We start from the raw sequence: 26,440 nt of genomic DNA, 5'->3' as shown, positions 1-26,440 counted from the left end.
GGCGGCTCGCATCTCAATTTCCGACACTTGTTTGTGATACGCGACATAGGCGGCGCGACGGCTTCCCATCCGTGCCTGCGCGCTCCATTCTGTCTGCCACACATTAGTAAATGAGGCACAGGTAGGATGGCAACGAAAGTCATGACGGCACGGTTTCCGGATGCAGATATGCTGCTGAACCAGTATCCCTTGCCCGACTATTTGCGGGACAATGTGCGACCGGGGCTGGAGCAATTGCTCGCGTCGATGGAGGAGGATCGCGACCTCAATAGCAATGGCCATGCCCGTGCGCTCCACATCATCGCTGACGACCTCTCACGGCTGAAGGCGATCGCCGACGATCGCGCGCGCTATCCCCAGATCGCCGATGTCGAGATCAGGCAGCCGCTTTTCATCCTGGGTCTACCCCGTTGCGGCACCAGCTTTCTCCACGCGCTGATGGACGGCGACCCACAGGTTCGCACTCCGTTGATGTGGGAAGTGGCCGAACCCTCGCCTCCGCCGCAAGCCGCGACTGCCGACAGTGATCCGCGCATCGCTCGCTTCGACAAACATCTCCGCGCGCAACTTGGCGCCGATGCCGACGAACTGTTGAAAGCCCATCCGCTGGGCGCGAAGATCCCGCAGGAATGCGGATCGTTTATGACGACGTCGTTCCAGAGCAGCAACCCCTGCATGTTCCAGAAGCTCCCCCGGTTCTACGACTGGTTCAAGGGCATTGACGCGACCTTCCGCTACGAAGTGCATAAGATGTGGCTCCAGCATCTGGGCTGGCGCCATCCCGGCAAGCATTGGGTGCTCAAGATTCAGGAACATATGTACAAGCTGCCTGCTCTGCGTCAGGTCTATCCTGACGCAATCTTCATTCAGCCCCATCGCGATCCGACCACCGTCATTGCCTCCATCTCGCAACTGATCAGTGTCATTCGTGCGCCGTCCTACGATCATCTCGATCTCCACGCGCTGGGCGCGGAGTTCCTGCAATTGTGGTGGGATGGGGTGAAGTGCAGCATGGACTATCGCAAGGCGTATCCGGACCTGCCGATCTTTGATATGCGCTACAAGGATTTGGTCGCCGATCCGGTCTCGACCATTCGCGCCGCCTATGATCATTTCGGCTGGGATTTCACCCCGGAGTCGGAAAAAGGCATCCTGGGCTGGCTGCATGACAATCCGGCCGGCAAACATGGACCGCGCAGCTATACGCTGGCCGACTACGGCCTGACCAGCGAGCAAGTTAGCGACACATTCGCCGAATATATCGAGACATACCGTGCCTATATCTGATTCTTCGGAATGGCGTGGCTGGCTGGATCGCATTGCCGGGGCCGACACTGTACTGGAGCGGCTCGCCGACCCTGCGGACCCGCTGGCGCGGGCCGAGGTCCATCGCCTGCTCTTCGCCGCGCTCGCCACCGGCTACCAAACCGCCTTTGCCGATCCCGATCACCCCGATTTCGTGCCCTCGGTCAGTAGCATCCTCAATACGGTCGGCGTCAATCCCGACTTTATCTATGGTGCCGCACGCATCGACGGCAAGGGCCAGTATCGCCTGTCCGGCACGCGCGGCGACGGCGTGTTCGTGTTTCTCGATCTCGTCGCGGGCGGCCTGGGTCCAATGGAGGATCTGGGACCGTCGGTCGGAATGATCGACCTCGACACCTGTACTTTGGGTCCCGATGGCGCGTTCGACATCCTGCTGGGCGGCGAACGGCCCGATGGCCATGACGGCGACTGGTTCCCACTGGATCCGCGCGCGATCACGATCGGCCTGCGCCATGCTTATTATGACTGGGGAGCGGGTCGGGACCTGCGCATCGCCATCGAACGGGTCGATCGTCCCGTTGGCAGCGCGCCGATCCCGGTGGCTGAGATCAACCGCCGGCTCGACCGCCTGGCCGCCTTTGTCGAACGCTACGCCACGTTTGCGCTCAGCTATGGCCAGCAGCAGCGGGAACAGGGCTTCGTCAACACCCTGGCTTATGACGACTGGGCAGGTCGCGGCGGCGTCGCCGGCCAGCATTATTATCAGGGCATCTTCCGGCTGGCGCGCGGCGAGGCGATGATCCTCGAGACCCCCCTGCCTGACCAAGTCCGCTACTGGAACGTGCAACTCAACGACCCGCTGTGGAACACGATCGACTGGATCAACCATCAAAGCAGCCTCAATGCAGCGCAGGCGCGACTGGACAGCGATGGTCGTTTCCGCGCCGTCATCGCGCTCGACGATCCAGGCATTCCCAATTGGCTGGACCCGGCGGGACGCAGCGAAGGATCGCTGATGCTGCGCTGGACCGGTGCGAGTTCGCGGCCGGAGCCAGTGCTCAAGATCGTGCCCGCTGCCGATATTAGATCCCATCTCCCTCCGGACACCCCATTTGTCACGCCGCAGCAGCGCGATGAAACGATCCGAGTGCGCAGGCGGGGCGCACAATGGCGTCGCCGCTGGTGAGATAATGGACCCCATCCCGCGACAGGATGGGTGCACAGGCCATGCCTATACAGTCACTGAAAAGTGCGGCCGCTTCCTGTCGACGCCGTTCTGGAAGAGGATAATCCCGATGGAGTTCACCGGCAAAGTTGTGCTGATCACGGGAGCCGGCTCCGGACTGGGGCGCGCGGCCAGCCTGGCCTTTGCGCGTGAAGGCGCTTCGCTATGCTTGTTGGGACGTAGTCTGGACAAGCTGCAGGAAACCGGACGGTTGATCCGGGAGGGAGGTGGTCATTGTGTCGAACTGGCATTCGACCTCGGCAATGCCGAGGATTGCATCGCAGCGATTGCGAGCGCGATTGCCGCCTTCGGGCGGCTGGACGTGTTGTGTAACATCGCCGCCGATGTGATGTTCCACCAACTATCCGCCATCACCGTAAAGGAATGGCACCGCACCATCGCTTCCAATCTTTCCGGCCCCTTCTTCCTGATGCAGGCCGCGATGCCGCATCTGGTCGAAAGCCATGGCAATATCGTCAGCGTGGCATCGACAGCTGGGTTCATGGGGCAGGCCTATCTGGCGCCTTATACAGCATCGAAATTCGGATTGGTCGGCTTGACCCTGTCGCTTGCGATGGAGATGATGAACAGTCCCGTGCGGATCAACGTTCTTGCCCCCGGCCCGATGCGGACGGAGATGACGCAGGGCATGACCTTTCCGGATTTCGCCGACCCCAAGCTGCTCGGTCGCTACACCGGAATGCGCCCACCTTGCCCTCCCGAGGATGTAGTGGAGCCGCTTTTGTTTCTCGCTTCTGAGCGGGCCCGGCGCGTGCATGGCGCCTGCTGGGCGGTCGATGGCGGAATCATGGCCGGATAGGCACCGCCTCTTGAAGCAATAAAATGAGAAAGGACCTGGATCATGGCCGCACAACTGGCGCACCCGACATCCGCAAACGACATCACGCCCGCCTATCTGACCGCGCTTATGGCGCAGGCCGTGCCCGGCGTGACCATCGCCGAGATCAGCACGGTGGAGGCGAAGACCTATGGCGAACAGTTCGTATCGACCGCCGGGCGCGTGGTCGTCGACGTCCGCTATGGCGTGGGCAGCCCCGCCAACCTGCCCACGCGGCTGGTGATTAAGGTCGCGCGTGGGGTCGACAAGATATTGGCACCTTTCTACGAGAATGAGGTCAACTTCTACAATCGTGTGCGCCCCGAACTGGATGTGGAGACACCTCGTTCTTTCGGCGCGGGATTCGACGCGGAATCGAGCGACTTCGCTATCGTGCTGGAGGATCTCAACCTGCGCGGCGCGACCTTTCCCAATGTGCTTTCGCCAGTGTCGCTCGACAGTGTCCGCTCCATCCTCTCGCAACAGGCCAAACTTCATGCCCGCTTCTGGGAAAACCCGCGCCTGCGCCCAGGTGGCGATCTGGCTTGGACCGGCAGCCATGTCGAGGGCAAGGTCTCGGACCTGATGATGTACGGCGCCGAGCCGCTGATCCAGCATGAGATCGACACCGTGTCCTTCAAGCGCGAGATGGTGCAACGGCTGCATACTACCGGACCGGACCTACGCAACGGCACCTTTGCGCTGCATCGACACCAGCAGACGTTGCCCCAGACACTGGTCGAGGGCGACATGCATATCGGCAACACCTATCTGCTGCCGGATGGGTCGGGCGGCCTCCTCGATTGGCAGCTCACTTGCCGCGGGCACCATATGCATGATGTCAGCTATCTCGTGACCTCATCCCTTTCCGTGGAAGACCGTCGCAACCATGAAAAGGATCTGGTGCGCTTCTATCTCGACCGGCTAGCGGCGGAAGGCGTCACGGACGTACCGTCCTTCGAGGAAAGTTTTATCGAATTTGGTCGTTGCCTGATGTGGGGTGTCTATATCGGCTGGCTGACGACGCCGGTGGTAAATTACGGATGGGAAATCAACGTGATGAACCATTTTCGCCTGACCACTGCATTTGAGGATCACGACACTGCGCGGCTCATCGCGGAGATCGCGTGATGCAGGATCTGGATGGCAAGGTCGCGATCGTCACCGGCGCGGGCAGCGGCGTCGGCCGCGCCACGGCGATCGCACTGGCCAAGGCAGGCTGTGCGGTGATACTCGCGGGCACGACGCAATCGCGGCTACAGGAGGTTGGCGCCGTCATTGCCGAGGCGGGCGGTCGTGCCGTTCCACTTACCTGCGACGTGCGCGACGAAGACGCCTTCGTCCGCATGCACAATCTGGCGCTAGACCGCTTCGGGCGGATCGACATCGTCATGAACAATGCCGCGGCCATCAGTATTGGCTATCCCGAGGACATTCCGCTGGAGGAATGGCAACGCGTGTTCGACATCAACCTGATGGCGATCGTGCGGAGCAACCATGTGTTTCTGCCACATTTTCTGGCGCAAGCTAGTGGGCACCTTATCAACGTCGCGTCGGCCGATGGTCTCTATGGCTTTGGCTACGACCGCCTGCCCTATGCGACGAGCAAGGCCGCGGTGGTCCAACTGTCGGAGGGGCTTGCACTGTACCTCAAACCGCGCGGAATCGGCGTCACCTGCTTCTGCCCTGGCCCCGTCGCCACCAATATCGGCGATCATATGATGGCCTTTGGCCGCCCGCTGGACGTACGCGGTGCGGGTGAGGCGGTGACCATGATCGAGGCAGCGGAGGCAGCGGAAATCATATTGAGCGCAATGCGCGAAGGACATTTCCTCGCCGTGACCAGCCAACACATCCTGGACAGGAGTCGCGAACGCATGGCGGATATGGATCGGTTTATCGATCAACAGATTAAACACCCACATACTCTTTTTGCGGCTGAAACCGCTCAACAGATTTTGACTTGGGGTTAACGGGTGAAAAAATGACTATTGTAGCTGGGCATCTTCTTGCTTTCAAAAATATGTATGCAGAAAAATATTTCCGCAGCCTCTCTATTGCGTTGAAATATGCATCGGCCATGCGAGCAGGATAAGCGCCACACAATGCCTAATCACCTGTCCGAGAGAATAGATTCTGTAATTTTTGTTGGCCCTTTATGCATTGAGCATAACGGTCATGGAGTTATAAATTCATATTTTCAGATAATCGACAGCCAGCATATTTTGCGAACATTAAAATATGACAATAAATTCATAGCCAGGGAAGAACGAAAAAGAATCCTGAAATCTGCGTCAGCGCACCTTGTACCAAATGATGCGCTTCTCGTTGCGATCTCAACCGCCCTATCCAAAGGGAAACGATGAAAGCAGCATTGTTCATGGTACCGAAGAATGAGCCGGGCATTCCCGCTTCGCGATAGCGAAGAAGAATTAAAGCATGACGGCGCGACGAGCCACCAACTCCAAAAGAGAATGGGATTGGCATGATCCTTCGCTGGCGGCTTCGATAACGAGTATGCAATCCTCAGGCCTGGCCTGGACACCATGCCCGTCGCTTCCGCCGTCTATCACACGCTACCGCAGCCTAAAGTTCTAGGAGAACGGCTCCTTCGCTACCGGGGTAACCAATTCGGACAGCCAAACATCGATAAACGGATGACGCCAAGTCATGCGCCGGCGTCATTGAAGCCTATTGTCTCACCATTATTTGCCCATATTATAGCGCAAGCTCAGCCCATATTGCTGCGGCGCCCCGAAGATCTCCGAGTTAAATCCCAGGCGAGCCCCAGATACGGCGCAGGCGCCTGATAGGTCTTTGCTGACATGCACTTTCGGCGGGCTGGGAATGGGTCCCGAGCCGTTATCGAAAGCGAAGGCGGCTGCGTGGAAGCATATCCTTGCGGGCCGCCCTGATTTGAACTGGTGGTCTTCCTCCCGTCACCTTGCCTTTAAATACTGAAGGGACCGCGACCTATCATTCGGCAGGTGGGGGAACAGGCGCGCGATGGTCTGAAGCCGCATGGCGAGGAATAGGACAGGCATGCGTCAGGATCGGTACGACTATATCATTGTTGGCGCTGGGTCGTCGGGTTGCGTCCTGGCAAACCGGCTCTCCGCCGATCCGGCGGTCACCGTCCTTCTGGTTGAAGCCGGCCCCAACGATACCAGCCCCCTGATTGCCATGCCACGAGGCATCGGCAAGCTGCTGGCGCCGGGCAATCCTCATGTCTGGGACTATGCCGTATCCCCCGGCGGCAACGCACCACAGGAAACCTGGCTTAAAGGACGGACGATCGGCGGGTCGAGTTCGATCAATGGCATGGTCTATGTGCGTGGCGCTCCGGCCGATTACGATGCCTGGGAAGCGGCCGGCTGCACTGGCTGGGGATGGCAGACTATGGGCCACCATTTTGTTGCGCTGGAAGATCATGCGCTTGGTGCCAAGGCGTGGCGTGGTGCCGGTGGCCCGCTCAAGGTGAGCATTCACCCTTCCGGCGACCCTCTTTGCGAAGCCTTTCTGACCGCCGCCGAGCAAGCCGGGACGCAACGGGTGGACGACATGAACGACATGCCCGCCGTCACCGAGGGCGGAATGGCCTATCAGCCAACATCCACCTATCGCGGCAAGCGCTTCTCCGCTTCCCGTGCCTTTTTGAAGCCGGTACGAAATCGACCCAATCTCGACATCGTGCCGCAAACGGATGCGGTGCGCATCTTGTTTGAGGGGCAGCGGGCCTGCGGTATCCTGCTGCGGAACAAGGATGGACTTCATGAGGTCGAGGCGCGGCGGGAAATCATCCTTTCCGCTGGCGCGGTGCAGAGTCCCAAGCTGCTGCAACTATCGGGCATCGGTCCACGGGCCTTGCTCGAATCGCTCGATATCCCGGTCGTCGTCGATGCACCCGACGTAGGCGCCAATCTTCGCGAACATCGCTATCTGGATTTCACCTACAAGGTGCGGGGGAACAGCCTGAATCAGAAGCTGTCCGGGCTTGGTCTCATAGTATCGGCCTTTCGCTATCTCTTCGGATCGAAAGGCCCCCTGACCCATGCAGCCCATGAAGTCGGTGGCTTCATCAAGACCGAAGCGACGCTCGATCGACCTGACGCACAGGTCGGCATGGGCCTCTATTCCTTCCACACGGACGACAAGGGCGCGGTGGCTTTGGACCCATATCCCGGCCTGACCGTCATAGCCTATTATATGCGGCCCGATAGCCAGGGCACTGTGAAAATAGGCTCTGCCGACCCGAATGCCCCACCCATCATTGATGCCAACCATCTGGCCAGCGATGCGGATCGGACGCACTTCGTCTCCCTGTTCCACTGGCTCCGCCGCCTTGCCCGACAGCCTGCACTCAAGGATTGGATCGTCGAGGAAACGGGCAAGACCGTCGGTATCGAGGCCGACGAGGATATCCTGGCGAACGCCATTGGCTTGGGCGGCACATCGTTCCACATCTGCGGGACATGCCGGATGGGCGTGGACGACGGCGCCGTACTCGACCCCCAGCTTCGCGTGCGGGGCGTAACCGGCCTGCGCGTTGTCGATACCTCGATCATGCCGACCATCGTGTCGGGCAACACCAATGCGCCAGCCATGGCGATCGCGCTCAACGCCGCAGACATGATCCTGCGCGCTAATCAGGACAGCAGCCGATGACCATAGCCTTCACCACATTTGACAAGCTCTATATCGACGGCACCTGGGTCTCTGCTGGCCCTGAGCGCGATGACATCATCAACCCGGCCACCGAAGCTCTTATCGGCCGCGCGCCTGTAGGCAATGCCGTTGCAGCGGAGGCAGCGATCGCGGCGGCGCGCGCCGCATTCGACAGCGGCATCTGGCCGCACATGGCGATAGCCGAACGCGCTGACTATCTGCGTCGGATGCATGCAGCACTGGACGCGCGGCGGCAGCAAATCGCTGCGCTGATCGTGGCGGAGGTGGGCTGCGCACAAGATGTCACGCATGGGATGCAGGTCGCCAACCCTCTCGATCACCTACTTGCCGCTTTGGATCATTCGACGCGCGATGACAGCGTTCGCCTGCCGCTCGACATCACCCCCGACCCGTTCAACCCGGATGGCCCGAAAAAGATCGGTGGAACCACCGTAATACGAGAGCCTGTGGGCGTGGTCGCTGGCATTACCGGCTATAATTTTCCGTTTCTGATCAATCTGGCGAAGATCGTGCCCGCGCTGCTCGCCGGCAATACGCTGGTGTTGAAGCCCTCTCCCTTCACCCCCTTTTCCGCGCTGCTGTTCGGCGAAATCGCCGACGAGATCGGATTGCCCAGAGGCGTGCTGAACATCATCACAGGTGGGCCGGAGGTCGGCGCCATGCTGACCAGCGATCCGCGGGTCGATCTTGTTAGTTTCACCGGGTCCGAAGGCGTTGGCGCCGCTATCATGGCACAGGCTGCGCCAACTCTGAAACGGGTGCACCTCGAACTCGGCGGCAAGTCAGCATTGATCGTCCGCAGCGATGCCGACGTCGCGCGGGCGGCGGCAATGGCTGTGGCGGTCCTCTCGGTCAACGCGGGCCAGGGCTGCGCCCTGCTCACCCGCCTCGTCGTCCACAACAATATCAGGAAGGCATTTGTTGAAACCGCCTGCACCATTGCTAGCCAGTTCAAGATCGGTGACCCTGCCGATCCATCAGTGGCCATGGGACCGCTGATCCGCGAGTCCCAAAGGGCGAAGGTTGAAAATCTGATTGCCACCGGCCGCGACGAGGGCGCAAAAATCGTCCATGGTGGCGGGCGTCCCGCAGGATTGGACAAGGGCTTCTTCACCGAAATCACGATCTTCGATGATGTCGACAACAAGATGACGATTGCGCAGGAAGAGGTCTTCGGTCCGGTCGGCTGCGTCATCGGTTTCGACAACGATGAAGAGGCAATTCGCATCGCGAACGATTCCCGATACGGCCTCAACGGCGGTATCGAAACGGCCGATGCAGCCAAGGGATATGAGATGGCGATGCAGATCAGGGCCGGCAGCGTCATGCTGAACGGTGGCACCGGGCGGATGTCCTATGCGCCGATCGGGGGTTACAAACGGTCTGGCGTCGGACGGGAATATGGTCCGGACTGGCTGCACGAATATCAAAACCAAAAATCGATCTTCTATCCTGTGGGGATCTAGTGATACTGGTAGGACCGAGGCTCTCCGGCGGCGCTCGAGCGCTCCCATGCCTGTTCTTGTCAACGCCGCCACCTGTCACCCTTACGAAATGCAGCCCTATCTTTCGACGGGTTTTACTAAAACAAGAGCGAGGCACGCCAGATCCAGCAATTGGTTGCGCAGCATCATCGGCTCAGCCATTTCAGATCAAGGGGACAGGCAAGCGCGAAGAAGGCGATCCGCCCCATGTACCCATGGAAGGATCTGCACGTGACGAACGAAGACAGTATCAATTCCGGCGACAAGGCCATGATACTTCTGCAAAGCTTGATCTGCTATTTACGCGAAAAGAATATCCTGACGCGAGCAGATCTCGATGAGCTTCGCGAGCGCGTGGAACTTCGCGTCTCGACCGTGAATACTGACATTCCATGCGCGTCTGTGTTGGCTGAAGCCGCGGCCAAGGATATGCGGGATCTGAATGACTTTTGCGGAAAAAAATATGGCGGCAAACATCGTCGCGTCAATTGACCTTGCCGGAAGTGGAACGGTCATCTGCATGGCAGATGGCTGTTCCACTTCTTACTCTGTCGACTTAGGCGCTATCCCATGACCACCGCGCCGATATTGCCTTCTTTGCAAGCACGCGCGGCGATCCGGGCGAAGCGCCTGACGCCTTGAGGGTCCTACCCATCAAGCATGATGGCCGTTCAGTTGAAGATAGTCCGGATCATGCTATCTAAAGCCCTTCACTTCCACTGAAGATGCAAGTCGGGAACATGCAGAATGTTGCCCACGAAATAAGGCACCTTGAAGCCATCCTTGATCCTGAATTCCGGCATGCTCGCAAGAAACTCCTCTACCGCGATTTGCAGTTCCAGTCGCGCAAGATGCATGCCCAGACATTTATGGATACCACTTCCAAGCGACATGTGCGGCGCCTTGCGGTCGAAGCGTATTTCTTGCGGTTTGTCATAATAAGCCGGATCGCGACCCACAACAGGCGAACAGAAGGCCACATAGTCACCGGGCATGATCGTCTGACCATGGATTTCAATGACTTTGGTCGCGATGCGGAAGGCCGTAACGGGAGCGAAAGCACGTAAAAATTCCTCGACCGCAAGCACGATCAGCGAAGGATCGGCACGCAGTTCGTTCTGCTTGTCCGGGTGCGACGCAAGATAGTCGAATATGTTGCCGAGCAGCGATGTCACCGTGTCAAGACCACCAAGGTAGAGGTTGAAACAGTGGCCCAACACTTCATCGTCATTCCATAGGCGACCGTCGATTTCGAAGGTAAGAACCTTGCTGATATAATCGTCGCGCGGTTGCTGGCGTCGAGCCTCGATCTCTTCGAGCAGATAGTTTTTGACGCTTCGCACTGCGTTCCCGCGCACTTCCCAGTCATTGGAGTGCAACATTTCCTTTTCCCATGTCAGGAACTGGGCCATGCGGTCCTGCGGCAGTCCCAGCAGGTCAAGCACGATGAAGATCGGGAACTTCTCAGAAAATTCAGCGATGAAATCGCACTGTCCCCGATCCTTGAATGCATCTATCAAGGTCCGGGCACGCTCGCGCACCTGTTCCTTCATCGCGAACATCTTCTGCGGCGCAAAATGGCTGTTGAGTGCCTTACGATAGCCGGTGTGGACTGGCGGATCAGCCTCTGTCGGGATAACCAGCCAGTTCTCGCCGATATTCTGCGCCCATTTACCCATGCCGTTCTTGGTGAAATTGTCGGCATCGCGCAGCATCGCTTGCACGTCTTCGGCATTCTTCAGCAGCCAGCCGGGCTGATCGCCTGGAAAGATGTTGGTAACATATGTGATCGGCGGAAGCTCCGCATGCATGGCAGGGATTAGCACTTCCTGCGGATTGTCGTAGATTATCTTGCGCGAAAAAAGCGGCAATGCCATCGCCAGTTCGGCCGGCACATGAGGTGGCAGGGGTTGCTGAACGAGTGCGGTCATGATGATCTCCGAAGCATGATAAGAAATGTCCTACCCTTGCCAATGACAGGTGCGGCCTTGACCGTCCGATCGAAACTGGTGGCCAAGCGGATAACCCGCGACGGCAGGAGACGATGGACATGAGCGAGCCAGTGACGCTGGATCTGGAACGGGCGATCCGGGACAATTACCGGCTGTGGAACGAGGGAAAGCGCGACGATCTCGACCAGTTGTTCCGGTCCTTGGGACCAAAAGGCTTTACTATCGAATATGTCGGCGCGCCGACCGTCGACGGGGCCAAGGCGATGGAAGAGATGTGGGTCAAATATGGCGGAAAGTGCACGACCGAACCGCTGGAGGTGATCGTCAATGGATCGGAAGGCGCAGCCTATGTTGCCAATCACCTGAAGACCCAGGATGGGATCGTGACGCTGCCAAGCCTGGAGATTTACAAGGTCACTGACGGACGGCTGACGATCCGCTACTTCCACCGCACGGCGCATTGATCTTCCCCGGCTCGAAGTGCAGGCAAGGGACATGGTTCAGTCCTGCGCCTGCATGAAGGCGAGCAGATCGGCATAGTGAGGCTGATGGACGAGGCCGCCGCCGGAAATGGAGATATTCTCTCCCGTAATGTAGCGCGCCTCATCCGACGCGAGAAAAGCGACCAGTGCCGCTATGTCGTCGGGCGTACCGAATTCGGGCGTCAGAATATGGCGCTGGATGATTTCCTTCAGACCCGGCACCGTTTTTTCCAACGCTTCGGTCAGGACGACGCCCGGCGCGATGCTGTTGCAGCGTATATTCTGTCGGCCATGTTGGGTGGCGATATATTTGGTGAGGCCGATGATCCCTGCCTTTGACGACCCATAGGCAATGCGGGCCAAATCGCCTGCGCTGCCCGAATTGGATGCGGTGTTGATGATTGATCCGCCACCGCCTGTGATCATATGCGGGATCGCATATTTGCACCCAAGCAGATAACCGGTGAGATTGACGTCCAGAATTTCCCGCCAGATGGCGATCGGAATGTCGATGGCGGTCGTGTCCTGCGGGCTTTTGACAGGATCGGTCATCGCCGCATTATTGTGCAATATGTCCAGCCGGCCAAAATGCTCGACCGTGCGTTCGACCATCGCCTTTACTGACTGCGGGTCGGCCGCGTCGAACTGGACAGCCAACGCTAGGTCGCCCAGCGGGTCTGCGGCGCGGGCAGCAGCATCCTCGAACAGGTCGGCGATCACGACGCGCGCACCTTCCGCGACGAAACGCTGCGCCACTGCGGAACCGATACCGCCGCCGCCGCCCGTGACGATGGCAACCCTGTTTTCCAGCCGCTTCATGTTTTGCAATTCTCCACTTATGGGCTTGGGGAGAAGGCGGTTCTAACCATGCCCTCCCCCGTCGCCCCCTTTATCCGATCAGCCAAGGACCGATCAGAATTTGAATGTCGTTTCCACGCCATAGGTTGCCGGCTGGCCGACATAGGCCGCCGTGACACCCAAGGTCCGGTAAAGGTCGGGGAAACGCCGCAGCAGATATTTCTTGTTCGTGATATTGCGGCCGTAGACTGCAATTTCGACATTGGGATTTTCAAGCTGGAAAGCGATACGGCCATTGAAAATGCCATAGCCGGGCACGCGGCCCAGGCGGTTTTCGACATCATAGGCGGCCTTGGTCGCGATCGGAGCCTGATCCGCTGCCTTCACTGCATCGAAATGCTGGGCGCCAACATAGGAGTAGGCGCCGGTGACAGCGAGCGTACCCATCCCCAGCGGAATTTTCTGCGTGGCACTGATATTGAGCTGCTTCTTGGGCAATTGGAGCAGCGGCAAACCACTAAGATCAACAACGCAGCCATTGACCACGCCAGCGCTGTTCGTGCAGCCGCTGCCAGCAATCACCTGGGTCTCGCTGAAACTACCCTTCACATATTTGCCATTCTGGATCGAGCCGTTGACGCTGACCGTCATCCCATCCCACGGTACGGCGGTGATTTCATTTTCCATGCCCCAGATGCGGACCTTGCCGTTGTTCTGGATATATTGGGTGACGCCAATGCCCGTGACGAAACTGTTGACGATCGCCTGATTGTCATCCTTCCAGGTATGGAAGACGGCCGTATTGAAGCGCAGGCGGCGATCAAAGAGATCGATCTTCAGACCCGCTTCGACATCCTTCACCTTCTCTGGCGAGAAGGCCGGAAGCCCCCCTGCCCGCAAGTTCCATCCCCCTGCCTTGGCCGCGCCGCGCGTCGCGAGATAGAGGAAGATATTGTCGCTCGCCTGCCAATCGACACCCAGGTTCCAGGCGGGATAGTTGAACTTGGCATTCTGTATCTGGTTGCAGGTCGTGGCCGTCACTGGTTCCGTCGGTGTGACGGTGCAGTTGATGCCAGTCGGCGTTCCTGCAACGCTCACATTATAGGGCAGGCCCAGCACCTGCGCATTATGTAGCACGCTGTTGCGCGTATCCCAGGTATAGCGGAAACCGCCCACCGCGCGCAGGGTCGGGGTCAATTCATAATAAGCCTGGGCGAACAGGCCAAAGGTCTTGTTGGTGACGTCTGCGTTGGAATCGCGAATAAGGCCGCCGAAGATTTGCGAACGGCTGAATTCATATCCGCTTTCCTTGCCCGCATAGGCGCCGGTGATGAAGCTGAGGCTGTCGGTGATGTCGCCCGAAAGCTGGAGCTCCTGTGAGACATAATAGGAACCTGACCCGGCAAATGTGCCCAGCAGCGGGACGGCAGTGCCGTCCGTGTCGCTAAGGCCATAGTTCATCGAGTGGCGATATCCGGTGATGGACTTGAGCTTCAAGCCGCCCAGATCGACATTGACCGTGCCGGAAAAGCCATAGACCTCCAGCGTATTAAAGGGCTTCACACCGTAAAGTGCCTGCGCTTCCGGGGTAAGTGCACCGATGCCGGCGGCGATCGACGTGCCGGTTGCCATATTCTCCCACCAGTTTGCCTTGGTCAGCAGGCCTGCGGTCAGCCCCGGCTGGAAGGCCGCAGGGACAATCGCAGGATTGAAGTTCCAAAGCGCGATCTGCTGACCATGGTTGGTCTGACGGTTCCAGTCTCCCGACAGGGTGATATCCCAGCCATCACCTTCATATTTGAGCTTGCCGCGCAGGAACTTGCTGTTGTTGTCCGAAAAATCGCGGTTGTTCAGTGGATTGTTGCCATAGCCTTCGCGATCATTGATCGCGCCACTCAAGCGGATCGCGAGGCCATCCGCGAGCGGGACATTGACATTGGCCTGCGCTCCAAGATTGTCATAATTGCCATATTCGGCCTTGAAAGTACCGCTCAACTGGTCATCCGGGTCGTTCGTGATGATATTGATAGCGCCGCCGGTCGTGTTCCGGCCGAACAGGGTGCCCTGCGGCCCGCGTAACACTTCCAGGCGTTGCACGTCCTGGAGGTCGGTCATGCCGGTGGAGGGGCGGGGAATATAGATGCCGTCGATATAGGTGGCGACGGCGGGATCGTTGGCCAGGATCGGCTGGAGATTGCCCTGTCCGCGAATGGCCACGAAGACGATACCGTCGCCGCCGGCCGAACCGCGACCGATGACGAGACCCGGTGCGCTGCGCTGGAGATCGGCGACATTTTCAACCTTCGCCGTCGTCAGCGCTTCGGGGCTAAGCGCGGTAACGGCGATCGGCGTAGTCTGAAGACTTTCCTCCGTGCGCCGCGCAGTAACGACGATGTCCTGAAGGCCTTCGACACCGCCCGATTGCGGCTGCTGCGCATAGACCGGCTGAGCCATCGCGGCTATCAGCGCGCCCGTAGCGACCGTCCCCAAAGTAACAGCCTTGATCATTCTACCCTCCCACATCATTTTATCTTGGCTCTTGTGCCGTTTTCGGCACGTTAACGCGAATTTAGATTAGCGCATGGATTTGCCATACCATAGTGAACAGGCCTTAATTGACTGTGCGACGACAGGTTTTGGCCGCTACTCGATATTATTTTCGTTCTCGTCCACTCAGTGGACTTGCGGAAGCTGACAGCGGAAGTCCTTGGGTGTCTGGCCTGTCGCCACACGAAAGGCCGCAGAAAAAGCGGAAGTGCTGCTGAAACCGCACCGCCAGCTGATTTCCTTGATCCGGGCGCCATCACCCCTTAGCAATTCCTTGGCGAGCGCGATGCGGCTGCGCGCAACGAATTCACCCAAACTGACGCCGGTTCCTTCCTTGAAAACGCGGGCGACATGGCGCACACTCATGTTGCAGCCGCGTGCGATATCGGCAACTCCGAGCGACCCAGACAGGTTGTCCATTACATAGTCGATGACATGACGCACCTGCCGCCCGCAACGCGACGCGACGCCACCCACGTCCTGCGGACCCATGTGCCGGACAAGTTCAACTGCCAAGCCCATGAGCATGGACTCGATCAGCGTCTGGCTGGCAAATCCCGGCGACCGCAATTCAGCTGCAAGTCCTTCAAAAATGCGGCGCATCGTAATATTCTGAACATCCGCGCAAGGGGCCAGCCCCTGGAGCGGGCGTCGACCGTCGAACAACTCTTCCAGAAAATCATCGCCCAGCGCCACGCAGACCAGATGTCGTTCCTGAAGAGCAGGTTCGCCGACATATTGGCGATGCGGCGGCATGTAGAGAATGTCGCCAGAAGCGGCGCGCCGATCCGGCCGCCCCATGCTGACCAAGCTGCGACGCGGCTGACTATCGAGCGAATAGTCAAGATAATGTTTTGCCGGGCTAAAAACACCGCTGCATGGCAATACCCAGTTGAAATGGCGCACATCGACGTGAGCATCGCGCATAGTCGCCATCGCTTCGATATAGAAGTCGTTTACCCCGAACCTATCCTGGCCGGTCCAATCGCTCTCCGGACGAAACATTGCCACCTCTGCCTGCTTCTATTTTGTCTATGCCCCCAAGATAGACGCATCCCTCGCATCTACCTCTATCTTTGGGTAGGTAGTCAAGACGCCTGAGCACGTTCGACCGCCTCCCCGCCAGCGGCCCCTGCTCGGCACAATCTGGACGAGTGGCGGCATTGCACACCGATATAGCGTGCCCCCCAGGCGTCCAGGCAGCAGCATCAACAGAAATGGGAGAGGCCCGCGATGCCTATCCATCAGATATGGTCGCGCCCCTCATCATGAGAGCCCTTGATGGCGTATACGCCCTTACGGGGCGCTATTCCCAGTAGGTGCTGGGCATATTGACGCTGGCGCAGGCATGTCATGGCACCTGAGAGGCGCAGGAGCGGAGATCTATCTGATCGGCACCGTCCCGTCAGCGGTTATGGCGGGGGGCGTTGAAGGCGTCGCTTGGGGCATTGGCACGGCAATGCTGTTTACCATTGCCAGTAGCGTGATGTTGTGACTGGCCTCGCGGGCGATCTGGCGCGCCAACGCCAAAACGCACAGCCTAACAAAAAGGACGGCCCGATGCCTCTCGACCAGGCCGCCCTTCACTCATGCGTAGCGCTTCATTCGGCGGCCTCGGATCGCGCCTGGCGACGTGCCTTGGCAGCTTCGATGCCCCGGAACAGCGCAGTCGTGTTGCCCGCCCCTGCATAGAACAGTACAAAGAGAGGGAGAAAATCCAGCTCTTCATCGGTGAATTCGCCGTTGATGAGCGCGCCGTTCATCTGGATTTCCACGAGATCGGGCCGGCCGAGCATCGCGGTAGCGCCCAGCACCAGCAAGCGCTTTTCGCGCATGGTCAGCACATCGCTTGCCCAAAGATTCGCGAACTGATTTCCGACAATTTCCTGGTTGAAGGAGGAGTCGCGAAACGGCCGGGTCATTTCAGACGACCCGGGTCCGTAAACCTTGTCGAATATCTCCAGGCCCTTCTGCCACTGTGCTTCGTCGATGCTCATGCCTTTTCTCCCATCACATCCGCCAGGCCGACGACGGCTTGATCCGTCCGGCGGGTCAGCTCAACCAATGGCAGCGTAATGCCGTAACTGCGCGCAAGATCGATGGCCGCATCGAGATCCTTGATCATCAGCGCACGGGTATATTCACGAAGGGCCGCTTCCTGATCGCTCGACGCTGGATCGTCGCGCATCGCGAGCATCAGCGGACCGCCCACACTGTCGGAACTGGCGTCGATGACCTCGCCCAGCTGGCGAATATCGACACCGGCATTACGGCACAGTATCGCAGCTTCATAACCGGCACGAAGCCCGCCAAAGACAATGACGTTACGGGCGATCTTCGCGGCCATGCCGGCACCGGGACCGCCCATGTGCGCGACTAACTTGGCAAAGCCGTCCAGCACCGGACGCACATTCGCGATGGTTTCATCCGCGCCACCGACCAGACAAACAAGACCATGTTCACGCGACTTGGGACCACCGGTCACGCCGCAATCGACCAGATCTACGCCCGCCTTGTCCGTCAGTGCCCGGATGCCATTCAGATCCTCGATCGAGACGGTAGCGACCAGAACCACGCTCAGCCCCGGTCGCGCCTGCGACAGGACCCCGTCCGGTCCCGACAATACCTCGATCGTCTGCTTGGCATTAACCACGGCGATGATGACGACATCGGCCTGTCGCGCCAATTCCGCGGGACTGGCGACCACCGCCGGCACGCCCTCCAGCGTGTCCGCCGCATCTGGACGAATGTCATAGACCGCTGCCAACTGGTTGCTCCGCGCCAGACAGATGGCGACGCCCGCGCCAATCTGTCCCAATCCTATAACGCCTGCTTTTCCCATCCTCACTATCCTTTCCGCCGCTTCTTTGCGGTCCTGTATCACTGTGATGCTAGCCTGGCATAGCCGCGCCCCCGGCGTCATCCTGCGGTTGAAGGCGTGGCCGAATGCCGACAGCTTTTCTGACCTCCACGATGCTTTTCACGCCAATGGCGCCTATGCGTGGAGAAGATAGTGCATACTCTTGATTGACGGCCCGCATCGATGCGTCATCGTTCGGCCTGTCGAGAATAGTTTTGCACTATCGATAAAGCAGTAACACGCCTAGCGCGACCGCAACCCGGCCGATACCGTACCAGCCCCGGCCGGTCCGACCGCACATTCTGTTGGACGAGCTGGAAATGCTCGGCAATCTGGAGTCAATCTACCGACTGTTTGGCGGCCCGACGGGCGCGGAATGATGATCCAGTCGAGCGATCCTTCAATCCCGGCCGGTAAGCGCGTCAATGTGGTCGCAGTCGACAGGCTGGCCGACTCCTTGGCAGCATGTCACTGTCGCAGCCCAATCGATCAGCGTTATCCGCCTACGGCATTGCCAGCCTATGCGATGCACGGCCCGGTGCTGGAACTAAACGGATCGTCGGCCTCGGAAATATCAACTTCGGCAAGGTATGCGGCCTGCCGCACGACGGGGGCTGGCCGGTGCATCGGATGATGCATTGAGTTATTACCGAATCGCCGGAAAATTAGGAAAAAAGATGAACAATCCCCTTTCCCTTGAGACCTATCGCTTGCTTGGCCGATCAGGTCTGCGTGCATCGCCGCTGGCGCTTGGCACCATGACCTTTGGCGAGGAATGGGGCGCGGATGAAAAGGAATCGCGCCGCATCTTTGACGCTTATGTCGATCAGGGCGGCAATTTCGTCGATACGGCAGGCTATTATGCCGATGGCATCTCGGAGGAGCTGACCGGCAAGTTCGCCAAGACGAAGCGTGAACGACTCGTCCTGTCGACAAAATATTCGCTAACGCGCAAGATCGGCGATCCCAATGGGGCGGGGAACAGTCGACGCACGATGGTACAGACGGTCGAGACCAGCCTCAAGAGGTTGCGCACCGATAGGATCGACCTGTTCTTCCTGCATGTCTGGGACGACACGACGCCGGCGGACGAGATATTGCGCGCCTTCGACGATCTCGTGACGCAGGGCAAAATCCTGTACCTGGGCATCTCCGACACCCCGGCTTGGCAAATGGCGCGGTTACAGGTGATGGCGGAACTGCGCGGCTGGACCCAGTTAGCGGCGCTGCAGGCGGAGTATAATCTGGTTCAACGCACTGCCGAACGTGACCTGATACCCGCGGCCAAGGCGCTGGGCATCGGCGTGATGCCCTGGTCGCCCCTCGCCAGCGGCATGTTATCGGGTAAATATGCGACCGGCGCACAGGCTGCGGCAGGCGAAGAGGGCGGGCGTGGCGCGATGTTGACAGCGGGCGGCCGGGTCAATGCGCGCGTGACCACCATCGCCGACACAGTGAAAGTGGTGGCCGACGAGATCGGCGCAACGTCGGCGCAGGTGGCGATCGCGTGGACACTGGTCAACCCGGCGGTAGTCTCCCCGTTAGTCGGCGCACGGACGATGCGGCAATATGAGGACAATGTCGCCGCGCTGGGCGTTACACTGGAGCCTGCACATCTAGCGCGACTGGAGGCTGCAAGCCAGTTCGACCTCGGCTTCCCGCATGAATTCCTGAAATCGCCGTTTATCCAGCATGGGCTTACCGGAGGGACGACGATCCTGCCACGATCCGCCTGATCCTTCAGGCGGCGCGGATCAAGCGACCGGGGCGCGCGCCAGTGGCGGCGCCGTCCCGGCGCGTCACGACGCCTTGGGCCAAAGTCGCGCGATAGCTGGTCGCCTGCTGGGACAGACGCCGCCCTCCACCCGGCAGATCATGGACAACATGCGGTGTATGTAGGGTCAGCCCATCATAGTCGATGACAATGATGTCGGCTCTCGCGCCCAAAGCAATTCTTCCCCGATCGGCGAGTCCCAGCAAATCGGCATTGTCAGAACAAGATAGCGGTCCAGGCAAGCGCAAAGCCTTATAATTGGGAAAGATCAGAGGACTTCGCTCCCGCCGCCGTTTCCCGGGGCAAATGCTTTGCCGCACACAGATAATTGACTACTGCAATTGCGAGCACCGATCCCGATAGCAGCATGCTGTGTTGAAGACCCACCGCAGAAGCGGCCAGGCAGTCGGCGGATCGCAGTGCAGCTCCTGACCCAAGGCACTGGACGGCATAGTCGCCGATATAATTATAGGCCGCGAGCCGATCGCTAAGATAACCTAGCGCCACCGACCCGATACCCAGACCCGCTACCGTCTGTCCAAAGGCATGCAAGGCGGCCGCCGAAGCGCGCATCCGGGGTTCCACCAATGTCTGGGTCACGGTCATCACGGCAGGCGTGAAAGCATAGAGCAGAGCGGTCGCGACGAACAACAACCCGACCAGCAGCCGCCAGTCGGATTGACAAAGAGCCAGGAGATAGAAAGGCAAAGCGAGACCGACGGTGATCGCCGGAGCCCAGCCCCCCCATCTGATGTCGCGCCGGATCAGGCGGCTCGCCAGATGGCCGCCGCTTGTCTGACCGACCATGGTTGCCAGGCTGAAGGAAAGGGCGAATATCAGACCGGCCTTCGACAACGGCAGGTCGAAGCGACGGACGAGCAGCGGGATGAGGAACAAGTTGGTTCCAAACCCGACCAGCCCGACAAATCCGCTTCCACAGGTCAGGTGCAGGAAGGACGGCGATCGACCGAGGCGGCGGAGGACGTGACGGAAGGGCGGCGTATTCGCGTTATCGCCTGCGTCTACGCGCGGCGGTTCGGGAATGGTGAGATAAAGAATCACGGCAAGCACCAGTCCCGGCGCACCCACCGCTACCATTGTCCACCGCCAGCCAAAGGACTGGGCGATCGCACTTCCAGCAATTGCCGCGATGGCGCCGCCCAGGGGGACGCCCAAGGCTATGAGCGAAAAGACGAGGGCACGGCGGCCGACATCGAACCGGTCCGAGATCATGGAAACCAGCGCAGGCGTGAATCCGGCCTCACCCACCCCCACGCCCATCCTGCAAAGCAGCAACTGGACATAGCTGCCTGCCGCGCCGCACAGGGCCGTCATGACCGACCACAGGATGGTAACGGCAGCGATCAGCCGCACGCGGTTGAAGCGTTCCGCGAGTCGCGCGAGCGGAATCCCCAGCACCGCATAGAAAAGCGAGAAGGCGAGGCCGCCTAGCATACCCAGTTCAAGATCGCTCAATTGCAAGTCGCGGCGGATGGATTCGCCCACCACCGCGATAATCGTACGATCGATGAAATTGAACATGTAGATAAAGCCGAGCAGGAAGAGGAACCACCGTTCGTTCCGACCGAAGCCACTTTGAGACGTCATTCCTCCCCCTTCACCCGACACATCAGTTTCAACCGTGGAACAGATAGAACATTTTTAATATCATCTGTATTGGTTTTTTCTTGAAACTGTCATGCAGTTGCGCCAACAGCAACGCCACATCGCACTGGGGATTCGTACCATGAAGACGCTTTTCATCGCCCTCGCCGCACTTAGCCTTGCGGCTCCCGCACTGGCGGAAACACCGGCCATCGAACGCAACGCGGCAATCTACTCCGCCGAAGGCACCAAGCTCGGCAAGGTCGACCGCGTCATTACGCAGGCCGATGGCAGCACGAGCGCGGTGCGGCTGATCTATCGCGGCAAGTTCATCGCCATTCCGACGGCAACCCTGAGCACGGGCGACAAGGGCCTGACGACCAGCCTGTCGAACGCCGAACTCAAGAAGCTCTAAAAGTTGGTATCGGACGCTGCGCCGGGCATGGACCCGGCGCAGCGCGCCTTCTAGGGTGCAGACCATGGTCATGGATGCCCCCTCCCCCCGACCGCCAAGACGCGGGCGCCCCCCTAGCACCGAAGGTCCCGCGCTCGACCGCGCGCGACTGGTAGCGACCCTCAAGCTCATGGCGCGCAGTGGCGGCTTCGACGCCCTCAACATCCGCCCGGTCGCCCAGGCGCTGGGTGTATCCCCCCGTCTCATCTATCATCATGTCCGCGACAAGGAAGAGATGCTCGGTCTTTTGACCGACGAAATTCTCTCCGGCCGGATGCCCGACCTGTCCGCGCCCGATTGGGAAAGCCGCCTGCGCAGCATCGCACGCACTGTGCAATTAGCCTATCGCGATTTTCCCGGCTCGGCCGTCTTCATCCTTTCGCGCAGCGCCAACCAACTGACACAGCCCAATGCAGCGCTGATCCGCCATGCCATTTTCGATGCGTTCGAGCAGGCAGGCCTCACTCAACAGCAGAGCCAGGAGATGCTGGTCATCTTTTCTGTCGTCATCCTCGGCAATGTCGTGGTCGCCGAGAGTCTGGACGAGAATGACGCGCGACTGGCGATGCAGCGGAACGTCGTGGAGGCGGCATTCGCACGGTCAACCGACATGCTGCTGGACACCATCTTGGCGACGGTAGCGAAAGCCTAGATGCTTGCGAGTTCCGCCATGGTGCGAACAGGCCGGGTCACGCCGTCCCAGTTGCAATGCGCCGCATGCATCGCTTCCAGCGAGGCCTCCATCGCAGGCGATAGCTCCATCAACTCGATATAGCCGCCGTTGCCGGCACGCGTATCGAACAATGCGAAGCGTTCGCCTCCCGGCATCATACCGCTGAAAGCCATGGCATAGCCCTCGCCGGACAAGCGTTCCACCCCGTCGTCATAGGGGATGCGCAGCATGACATGGTGATAGCCTTCGCCATTGGCGTCGAGCATTTCGGTGAAGACCGATTGTCCCTCGCTGGTCTGCTGGAGCAGTTCGATCAGCAGGCCACCGGAGAAGCCGAAGGCGACTTTCATCGCGACCTGCGCTGGTGCGCCTCGATATATCTGCCCCGGCAGCACCGGCACATCGAACAGGAAGAAGGGTCCTGCGCCCATCACGCGCGTCCAATGATCGAGCGTGCGGTCCATATCGCGCACCACCTGACATAGTTCCAGGATCGAACCCTTGGGCTGCATCACGCCTCTCCCCATGTGGCCGCCCCCGTGCGAAAGCCATGTTGCGCGGCCCTGTCACGCAACTGCCGCCCTCGGGCTACAATGTCGATGCGCGGGATGGCGCCGTCGATTTCCTGCTCGATCCGCGCTAGATTCACCAGCCGGACCTCACGGATGAAGCGCCCCACGTCAGCACCATCTGGCACGCCTTGCCAGCGCAGCATCACCCAGCCCGCTTCCAGACCAGCCGTGTCGATCCAGTTGGCGACGCCCGGATCGATGCCGGCCACCACATAGCTGATCGTCCCGTCATTGCTGGGCGTCACCTGCGCGCTGTTGAGACTGACCATCCGTTGCATCGGATCGGGTGAGATGGTCCAGGGATCGGCGATCTGGATGCCGGTATAATAGCTGGCGGCCGGATCGATCGTGACAAGCAGCCCCTGCCCCTCTGCAAGCGCAAAGCGGCCCCCGGCAAGATAGCCCCAGCCACCATCGCGACCGTTCGGCCCGACAAGGCTATTGGGTTGATGCGACCCCAGGAAATCATTCTTGAAGTTCGACCAGAAGGTAACCCAAGCAGGTAGGTCCGCCACGACCGCCGCAGCGATGTCATTCTCTGTGCGTGGTCGCCACCCGGTAGGCGGATCAAGGCGACGGGCGCGAACCTCTGCCGGAACTTGCCGCCAGTCCCGCTGGCTGTCGCGGGTATAGACCTGGATGCGGGCGTCCCGCTCGGTGCGCAAATGGGTAGGGCCACCCTCTTGCGGGCCGACGGTCACGGTCACGCAGCCATCGGCATCGCAATGCGGTAATAGCTGTTGAAGCGTCAAAGCACCCAGATTCCGCCCAAGGCCAGCATGGTGCACCGGCTCGACCTCGGCCACGATGCTGAATTGAGGTGGATCGTGGGAAAAGCGGATGTCGATTTCATATTGGCCGCTGCCGTCGATCGGGATTTCACGGTTGAAATTATCGGGATTGTCGATCGCCACCGCAGCCCCGCCATAGACATGGCCGAACCAGGAACGCGGGGCATTGCTGATATTCCACACGACCCTGGGATCAGCAGTGTCGCCGTTGGCCTCACGCATGGCGAGGCCCAGCACCCATTGGTCCAGCGCCCGGTCAAGGCGCAGCCGCCCGTCCAGCGTATCGGACATGGGGTCGGCGAGCATCTGGCGGCGGGCGCTTTCGCGCGCGGCACGGATGTCGGGACGCTCGATCAGGCGGAGCGCCAGCTTTTCCGCCGCCGCCTGATCCTCGGTCCAGAGCGGGTTGACGATCAAGAGATGGTCCCCACTCGCCCGCCTTCGGTGAAGATGGTACTCCCCGTGGTATAGCTGGAGGCATCGCTCGCCAGCAGGATCGCAGCGCCCACCGCCTCGTCCGCCGCACCGAAGCGCTTGATGGCGTTGCGTTCAGCAAGGCCAAGGCCCTTGTGAATGTCGGCCTCCTGCCCGTCCGGGCTCATCGAACCAACGCACAGGCAGTTGATCCGCGTGTGCGGCGCCTGCGATTTGGCGAGTTCGCGGACCAGGAAGAGCAGCGCCGCCTTCGACACGCCGTAAGCGACGGCAGGGGGTATCGGGGTGAAGCCGCCGCAACTCTGCACGGATATGATGCTACCCTTGCCATGCGTCATCATGTCGGCCTCGGTCAGTTCAGCCAGGCGCCAGGTCGCAAGGACGTTGACATCCATAGCGGTCTTCCAGACCTCGTCCGTATTTGCCCACAGCCCGCCGTTGGCCGCATAGACCACGCCTGCCGCCGCATTATTGAAGATGATGTGGATGGGGCCGAAAGCATCGCGCGCGGCTGTCACAAGCCGTTCAAGGTCCGCCTTGTCCCCCGCATCGGCAGCGACGGCCAACGCTTTGCCGCTGCCGACCGCATTGATCTCCGCCGCGATCCGGTCGAGCCGGTCCTGCGAGCGGGCGGAGATGACGACATTGGCGCCTAGTTCGGCATAGGCCTTGGCTACATGTTCCCCCACGCCCGGCCCGACACCAGTCAGGATGGCGGTACGCCCGTCGAGACGAAACCGATCGAGAACGCTCATGCTATGCTCCTGGAAAACAGGTCACGCGCGGCCCAGAAATGGCCGTAGCGATCATAATAGTCGGCGAGGCGAACACGCACCTCGTCGGGTTCGATGGCAAATTGCTCGGGGCTGTGCTTGTGCTTGCCGAGACGACTGGCGGCGGGATTTTCGCCGAGGAACCGCGTAATCCGTGCGCGATGCTCGTCGGTAAAGGGCAAGCCGAAACGTGTATAGATGCGCTTGATGGCACCCATGGGGTCGGCAACGATGTCGCTATGGGCCAGATCGATGATCCGCGCCTCTATATCGGGATGGGCAGCGCGGGCGGCCGTGGCACGCGCCATCGCCGCGCTCCAGGTATCCAACACGGATCGGCCGATCGCCTTGTCATCCTGAGGAGCCCCCACGGCCGCGAGGAACCCCGAAATCATGCTGGACAGCGAAGATAATGTCTTGACCGGATCGCGATGCGTCCACACCAGCATCGCCCCCGGATAGGCCTCCACCAGGCCCGGCAGGTCGAACAGATGCTGCGGTGATTTCAGGGTCCAGCGGCCCTTTGGCCCTTTCCACTGGAACTGCTGGAGCATACGCTTGTGGGTACGATATTGCCCCTCGGGCACCGTCTGCTGCAACCAGCGGGAGAAATCCGGCACGCCCAGTTCCGCTGGAAAGTTGGTGCTGGCGAAATGCAGCATCATGCCATGATTGCATTCGCCCGGTTGGGTGCAGTCCATGCGCTGGATGTCTGCCAGTTGCGGCGCATGGACGAGCCAGTTCTCATAGATCGCCTGCACCTGCGCGATGCGCGGATCACTATCGAAGGTCGCTATTTCAGGCGCGGGCCAAGGCATGTACCATTCCCACTCGCGTGGCGCCCTGGCGGCAGGATCGAGGCACAGCAGATCATAGGTGATCGTGGTGCCGGTGCGCGGCAGGCCGCACACCACCAGTGGATCGCCCACATCCTGCGCCACAATATCGGGATGACGTTTCTCATCCTCGACATAACGCAAACGGGTTTCGAGCAAGGCAGCAATCTTGTGATGGGCCGTTTCCCGTAGCTGCACCGGTGGGTTCATCGCCTCCACCGCCGCCACCAACTTGCGAAAGCCGTTCATGAAGGAAAGGTCGTGACCAAAATCGCCCAGCCCGCTCGCCGCTTTCGCCTCGGCGATCAGCGCTTCAGCGTCCAGTGGCGGACGCTTTCCCGCCACTACGTTCATCGCCGCATCCCTGAATGCTGACTAGGCATGGCGCT

The 26,440-nt window shown here is 59.9% G+C and carries 25 protein-coding genes; 12 read left to right on the top strand and 13 right to left on the bottom strand.

What is annotated here, in order from left to right:
• The first annotated feature begins 141 nt into the window (after positions 1 to 141).
• The 5 genes from WFR25_RS12745 (at position 142) to WFR25_RS12725 (ending at position 5,302) form a co-directional block, all read left to right on the top strand.
• Positions 142 to 1,287 carry a sulfotransferase family protein gene (locus WFR25_RS12745; RefSeq protein ID WP_336971354.1) on the top strand — a complete coding sequence of 382 codons (1,146 nt, stop codon included), beginning with the start codon at positions 142 to 144 and terminating at the stop codon, positions 1,285 to 1,287.
• Entirely contained in the window at positions 1,274 to 2,452 is a 1,179-nt protein-coding gene (locus WFR25_RS12740; protein ID WP_336971353.1) for a hypothetical protein, read from the top strand. The genes WFR25_RS12745 and WFR25_RS12740 overlap by 14 nt, the downstream gene beginning before the upstream one ends.
• Before the next feature lie 109 nt (positions 2,453 to 2,561).
• Entirely contained in the window at positions 2,562 to 3,311 is a 750-nt protein-coding gene (locus tag WFR25_RS12735) for an SDR family NAD(P)-dependent oxidoreductase (protein ID WP_336971351.1), read from the top strand.
• A gap of 42 nt (positions 3,312 to 3,353) precedes the next feature.
• Complete coding sequence (locus WFR25_RS12730; protein WP_336971349.1) at positions 3,354 to 4,460, top strand: phosphotransferase; 1,107 nt, start codon at positions 3,354 to 3,356, stop codon at positions 4,458 to 4,460.
• The gene (locus tag WFR25_RS12725; RefSeq protein ID WP_336974887.1) at positions 4,460 to 5,302 is read left to right on the top strand and encodes an SDR family NAD(P)-dependent oxidoreductase; all 843 of its coding nucleotides are present in this window, start codon (positions 4,460 to 4,462) and stop codon (positions 5,300 to 5,302) included. The genes WFR25_RS12730 and WFR25_RS12725 overlap by 1 nt, the downstream gene beginning before the upstream one ends.
• 280 nt (positions 5,303 to 5,582) lie before the next feature.
• Here WFR25_RS12725 and WFR25_RS12720 read toward each other — a convergent pair whose 3' ends face one another.
• The gene (locus WFR25_RS12720) at positions 5,583 to 5,816 is read right to left on the bottom strand and encodes a hypothetical protein (RefSeq protein ID WP_336971348.1); all 234 of its coding nucleotides are present in this window, start codon (positions 5,814 to 5,816) and stop codon (positions 5,583 to 5,585) included.
• Between the two features lie 555 nt (positions 5,817 to 6,371).
• Here WFR25_RS12720 and WFR25_RS12715 point away from each other — a divergent pair.
• The 3 genes from WFR25_RS12715 to WFR25_RS12705 all read left to right on the top strand — a co-directional run bounded on the left by WFR25_RS12715 (position 6,372) and on the right by WFR25_RS12705 (position 9,991).
• On the top strand, positions 6,372 to 7,994 hold the full coding sequence (locus WFR25_RS12715) for a GMC family oxidoreductase (RefSeq protein ID WP_336971347.1): 1,623 nt from the start codon (positions 6,372 to 6,374) through the stop codon (positions 7,992 to 7,994).
• Positions 7,991 to 9,481, top strand: coding sequence for an aldehyde dehydrogenase family protein (locus WFR25_RS12710; protein WP_336971346.1), 1,491 nt, complete (start codon positions 7,991 to 7,993; stop codon positions 9,479 to 9,481). Before WFR25_RS12715 ends, WFR25_RS12710 begins: the two co-directional genes overlap by 4 nt.
• A gap of 249 nt (positions 9,482 to 9,730) precedes the next feature.
• Entirely contained in the window at positions 9,731 to 9,991 is a 261-nt protein-coding gene (locus WFR25_RS12705) for a hypothetical protein (protein WP_336971345.1), read from the top strand.
• 218 nt (positions 9,992 to 10,209) lie between these two features.
• On the opposite strand, the gene WFR25_RS12700 is transcribed toward WFR25_RS12705, so the two are convergent.
• Positions 10,210 to 11,430, bottom strand: coding sequence for a cytochrome P450 (locus tag WFR25_RS12700; RefSeq protein WP_336971344.1), 1,221 nt, complete (start codon positions 11,428 to 11,430; stop codon positions 10,210 to 10,212).
• A gap of 119 nt (positions 11,431 to 11,549) precedes the next feature.
• On the opposite strand from WFR25_RS12700, the gene WFR25_RS12695 reads away from it, so the two are divergent.
• Positions 11,550 to 11,915: a hypothetical protein gene (locus WFR25_RS12695; protein WP_336971343.1), complete on the top strand. Its 366-nt coding sequence runs from the start codon at positions 11,550 to 11,552 to the stop codon at positions 11,913 to 11,915.
• 36 nt (positions 11,916 to 11,951) lie between these two features.
• Here WFR25_RS12695 and WFR25_RS12690 read toward each other — a convergent pair whose 3' ends face one another.
• The 5 genes from WFR25_RS12690 to WFR25_RS12670 form a co-directional block, all read right to left on the bottom strand.
• Entirely contained in the window at positions 11,952 to 12,752 is an 801-nt protein-coding gene (locus tag WFR25_RS12690; protein WP_336971341.1) for an SDR family NAD(P)-dependent oxidoreductase, read from the bottom strand.
• A 93-nt stretch (positions 12,753 to 12,845) separates the two neighbouring features.
• Positions 12,846 to 15,239 carry a TonB-dependent receptor gene (locus WFR25_RS12685; RefSeq protein WP_336971340.1) on the bottom strand — a complete coding sequence of 798 codons (2,394 nt, stop codon included), beginning with the start codon at positions 15,237 to 15,239 and terminating at the stop codon, positions 12,846 to 12,848.
• A gap of 165 nt (positions 15,240 to 15,404) precedes the next feature.
• Positions 15,405 to 16,283 carry an AraC family transcriptional regulator gene (locus WFR25_RS12680; RefSeq protein ID WP_336974886.1) on the bottom strand — a complete coding sequence of 293 codons (879 nt, stop codon included), beginning with the start codon at positions 16,281 to 16,283 and terminating at the stop codon, positions 15,405 to 15,407.
• A gap of 596 nt (positions 16,284 to 16,879) precedes the next feature.
• Entirely contained in the window at positions 16,880 to 17,275 is a 396-nt protein-coding gene (locus WFR25_RS12675) for a carboxymuconolactone decarboxylase family protein (protein ID WP_336971338.1), read from the bottom strand.
• The gene (locus tag WFR25_RS12670; RefSeq protein ID WP_336974885.1) at positions 17,272 to 18,234 is read right to left on the bottom strand and encodes an NAD(P)-dependent oxidoreductase; all 963 of its coding nucleotides are present in this window, start codon (positions 18,232 to 18,234) and stop codon (positions 17,272 to 17,274) included. The genes WFR25_RS12675 and WFR25_RS12670 overlap by 4 nt, the downstream gene beginning before the upstream one ends.
• Before the next feature lie 581 nt (positions 18,235 to 18,815).
• Here WFR25_RS12670 and WFR25_RS12665 point away from each other — a divergent pair.
• Positions 18,816 to 19,874, top strand: coding sequence for an aldo/keto reductase (locus WFR25_RS12665; RefSeq protein ID WP_336971337.1), 1,059 nt, complete (start codon positions 18,816 to 18,818; stop codon positions 19,872 to 19,874).
• Positions 19,875 to 19,878: 4 nt separating this feature from the next.
• Here WFR25_RS12665 and WFR25_RS12660 read toward each other — a convergent pair whose 3' ends face one another.
• Positions 19,879 to 20,232 carry an amidohydrolase family protein gene (locus WFR25_RS12660; protein WP_336971336.1) on the bottom strand — a complete coding sequence of 118 codons (354 nt, stop codon included), beginning with the start codon at positions 20,230 to 20,232 and terminating at the stop codon, positions 19,879 to 19,881.
• The gene (locus WFR25_RS12655; RefSeq protein ID WP_336971335.1) at positions 20,165 to 21,520 is read right to left on the bottom strand and encodes a spinster family MFS transporter; all 1,356 of its coding nucleotides are present in this window, start codon (positions 21,518 to 21,520) and stop codon (positions 20,165 to 20,167) included. The genes WFR25_RS12660 and WFR25_RS12655 overlap by 68 nt, the downstream gene beginning before the upstream one ends.
• A gap of 139 nt (positions 21,521 to 21,659) precedes the next feature.
• On the opposite strand from WFR25_RS12655, the gene WFR25_RS12650 reads away from it, so the two are divergent.
• Both WFR25_RS12650 and WFR25_RS12645 read left to right on the top strand, forming a co-directional pair.
• Positions 21,660 to 21,932, top strand: a complete 273-nt coding sequence (locus tag WFR25_RS12650) for a hypothetical protein (protein WP_336971334.1) — start codon at positions 21,660 to 21,662, stop codon at positions 21,930 to 21,932.
• A gap of 64 nt (positions 21,933 to 21,996) precedes the next feature.
• Positions 21,997 to 22,623: a TetR/AcrR family transcriptional regulator gene (locus WFR25_RS12645; RefSeq protein ID WP_336971333.1), complete on the top strand. Its 627-nt coding sequence runs from the start codon at positions 21,997 to 21,999 to the stop codon at positions 22,621 to 22,623.
• On the opposite strand, the gene WFR25_RS12640 is transcribed toward WFR25_RS12645, so the two are convergent.
• From WFR25_RS12640 to WFR25_RS12625, 4 genes are read right to left on the bottom strand one after another with little or no spacing between them, the layout of a single operon-like run.
• Positions 22,620 to 23,156 (bottom strand): VOC family protein, encoded by a 537-nt coding sequence (locus WFR25_RS12640; RefSeq protein ID WP_336971332.1) that lies wholly within the window; start codon positions 23,154 to 23,156, stop codon positions 22,620 to 22,622. The two genes, WFR25_RS12645 and WFR25_RS12640, sit on opposite strands and share 4 nt — an antisense overlap.
• Positions 23,156 to 24,424, bottom strand: coding sequence for a hypothetical protein (locus WFR25_RS12635; RefSeq protein ID WP_336971330.1), 1,269 nt, complete (start codon positions 24,422 to 24,424; stop codon positions 23,156 to 23,158). Before WFR25_RS12635 ends, WFR25_RS12640 begins: the two co-directional genes overlap by 1 nt.
• Entirely contained in the window at positions 24,421 to 25,197 is a 777-nt protein-coding gene (locus WFR25_RS12630; protein WP_336971329.1) for an SDR family NAD(P)-dependent oxidoreductase, read from the bottom strand. Before WFR25_RS12630 ends, WFR25_RS12635 begins: the two co-directional genes overlap by 4 nt.
• Positions 25,194 to 26,405, bottom strand: a complete 1,212-nt coding sequence (locus WFR25_RS12625; protein ID WP_336971327.1) for a sulfotransferase family protein — start codon at positions 26,403 to 26,405, stop codon at positions 25,194 to 25,196. Before WFR25_RS12625 ends, WFR25_RS12630 begins: the two co-directional genes overlap by 4 nt.
• Positions 26,406 to 26,440: the final 35 nt, after the last annotated feature.

The sequence above is a fragment of the Sphingobium aromaticiconvertens genome, from assembly GCF_037154075.1.
GTDB lineage: Bacteria > Pseudomonadota > Alphaproteobacteria > Sphingomonadales > Sphingomonadaceae > Sphingobium > Sphingobium aromaticiconvertens.
The sequence above is the reverse complement of the archived record's forward strand: the minus strand, read 5'-3'. Positions and strand labels throughout refer to the sequence as shown.